This is a genomic window from Streptomyces atratus (assembly GCF_014648655.1).
In the GTDB taxonomy this organism is placed as follows: domain Bacteria; phylum Actinomycetota; class Actinomycetes; order Streptomycetales; family Streptomycetaceae; genus Streptomyces; species Streptomyces atratus.
Window position 1 is genome coordinate 1 of record NZ_BMRN01000163.1, and the last position, 1,893, is coordinate 1,893.

Sequence of the window (1,893 nt, forward strand, 5' to 3'; positions counted from 1 at the left end):
CACACCGGATCCGCCGAGCTCTTCTTCGTACTCGGCGGCCGGCTCCAGGCGCTGACCGGGGACAGTGTGATCACTGCGGACGAGGGAGACTTCCTCCTCGTGCCACCAGGCCTGCCGCACGCTTTCGCCGCCGAACCCGATGCGGACGCCGACGTACTGATCATCATCACCCCCGGCGTCGAGCGCTTCGACTACTTCCGGCTGCTGGACCGTGTCCGCAAGGGCACGGCCGATCCACAGGAACTCCTGGACTCGCAAGAGCGCTTCGACAACTTCTTCGTGGAAAGTGCCGCGTGGCGGCGAGCCCGTCAGCGTTACTGATCGCCCCCGCCACCCCGACCCCGACAGCTACGAGGCCGACCTCGCCGACGCCCTCGACCAGCTCATGCACCACGCCCGCACCGGACACAACCCCCACCGCACAGCACCTGATCACCCGCACGCCAGCCAAGCCGTTGTCCGGCACGTAATGCACCCAGCTGCGGTCGGTCCCCGTTTCCGGTCGGCCGTGCGTGCACCGGCCTACGATCCGCCGAACGCCGTGGAATCGATCGTCCAGACCCAATCTTCAGTGAGGAACCACCGCACATGAGCGACAGCCGCACCATCACCAACCCTGCCGGGCTGCACGACCCCACCCCGTTCGGTTACAGCCATGCCGCTTCCGCACCCGGCGAGCTGGTGTTCATCGGTGGGCAGTACGCCTCCGACGACACCGGCCAGGTCGTGCCCGGTGACTTCGCCGCGCAGGTCGAGCGGTCCTTCGGCAACCTGCGCACCGCGCTCGCCGGGGTCGGTCTCGGCTTCGAACATGTCGTACGGCTCGGCACATACATCGTCGACCATGACCTGGAGAAGCTGGAGATCCTCGGCAAGGCGCTGCACGGCGCCTGGGGCGACCGGCTGCCCGCCCAGACACTCAGCGGGGTCGCTTCGCTCGCGCTGCCCGGGATGCTCTTCGAGATCGACACGGTCGCGGTCCGTCCGGCCGAGGGACCCGAAAGCTAGTGCCCTGAATCGGGAATTCGGATCAGATATCCGGCGAGGCGCTCAGAACGCCGTGCAGGGCTGCTCTATGCGGCGAAGCCGACGTTGGTGACGTACTCGTACTGCCCCCACTGCGACCCCAGGTCGACGATGACGTCCTCCCAGGCGTCGTCCAGGCCCTGGTGGTCGCCGGATGCCCAGGCCTCGACGATGTGGTCCCAGCGGCGGACGTTCATCGTGCGGTACTCCACCATCCGCTGAAGCGGACGCGGCACCTGGGACTGGTTCAACGGATGGATCTCCACCCGCGTCCCGCCAGCAGCGTTCAGGCAGTGGACCGCCGACCAGCGCCGCGCCTACACGGCCGGGACGCTGGAAGCCGGGCGGGTCGCCGAACTGGAAAAGCTCGGGATGGTGTGGTCCAAGCAGGACGCGGCCTGGGCGGACGGGATCGCCGTCGCCAGGCAGTACGCCGCCGCCCACGGCCACTTCCTCCCCCCGACCACCGCGACGTGGGCCAGGCACCCGATCGGTGTGTGGGCAAAGAACGCGAGGGCGGCGGCGCGCAGGGCGCGGGAGAACGAGGAGCTGCGCGCGGCCGGCCGTTCTGTTCGGTCGGCGGCCGGGGCGATGTCCGTCATCGAGGAACCCGAGCCGTCGTCTCGGATATCGACGGGATATCCGATGTGATCACCCTCGCCGCTACAGTGCCGCCATGACGACCGCACCTCACCGCAGGTTCTCGGCCCGCATCAACCGAGCCGAAGCCGAGTTCGACGGACCGTTTGAGGGCGTGCCCCCACAGAGCCCCGATGCCCCGAAGCTCGCGCTCCGGGCAGATGCCTGGGCAGCGCACATCGGCGGTGTGCAGGCAGCACGTTGAGCGAAGAACCCGTCTTCATCCGG

At 68.5% G+C, this 1,893-nt stretch carries 4 protein-coding genes and 2 pseudogenes; 5 read left to right on the forward strand and 1 reads right to left on the reverse strand.

All coding sequences use genetic code 11. The features are described from left to right. Positions 1 to 321 (forward strand): cupin domain-containing protein (locus tag IEZ15_RS43815; protein WP_189282499.1); only part of this gene is annotated, 321 nt, incomplete at its 5' end. A 267-nt stretch (positions 322 to 588) separates the two neighbouring features. Then, positions 589 to 1,008: a RidA family protein gene (locus IEZ15_RS43820; RefSeq protein ID WP_189282500.1), complete on the forward strand. Its 420-nt coding sequence runs from the start codon at positions 589 to 591 to the stop codon at positions 1,006 to 1,008. A gap of 65 nt (positions 1,009 to 1,073) precedes the next feature. On the opposite strand, the pseudogene IEZ15_RS43825 reads toward IEZ15_RS43820, so the two are convergent. Then, positions 1,074 to 1,316, reverse strand: a pseudogene (locus IEZ15_RS43825) (transcriptional regulator); the annotation flags it as partial. Between IEZ15_RS43825 and IEZ15_RS47835 the strand changes: the two are divergent. The 3 genes and pseudogenes from IEZ15_RS47835 to IEZ15_RS43835 all read left to right on the forward strand — a co-directional run. Next, positions 1,285 to 1,365, forward strand: a pseudogene (locus IEZ15_RS47835) (hypothetical protein); the annotation flags it as partial. The pseudogenes IEZ15_RS43825 and IEZ15_RS47835 overlap by 32 nt on opposite strands. A gap of 33 nt (positions 1,366 to 1,398) precedes the next feature. Next, entirely contained in the window at positions 1,399 to 1,677 is a 279-nt protein-coding gene (locus IEZ15_RS43830) for a helicase associated domain-containing protein (protein WP_189282501.1), read from the forward strand. Between the two features lie 25 nt (positions 1,678 to 1,702). Then, positions 1,703 to 1,870 carry a hypothetical protein gene (locus tag IEZ15_RS43835; RefSeq protein WP_189282502.1) on the forward strand — a complete coding sequence of 56 codons (168 nt, stop codon included), beginning with the start codon at positions 1,703 to 1,705 and terminating at the stop codon, positions 1,868 to 1,870. Positions 1,871 to 1,893: the final 23 nt, after the last annotated feature.

Coding starts and splice junctions, on each gene's coding strand:
- IEZ15_RS43820 (WP_189282500.1), top strand. CDS start 589: ATGAGCGACAGCCGCACCATCACCAACCCTGCCGGGCTGCACGACCCC.
- IEZ15_RS43830 (WP_189282501.1), top strand. CDS start 1,399: ATGGTGTGGTCCAAGCAGGACGCGGCCTGGGCGGACGGGATCGCCGTC.
- IEZ15_RS43835 (WP_189282502.1), top strand. CDS start 1,703: ATGACGACCGCACCTCACCGCAGGTTCTCGGCCCGCATCAACCGAGCC.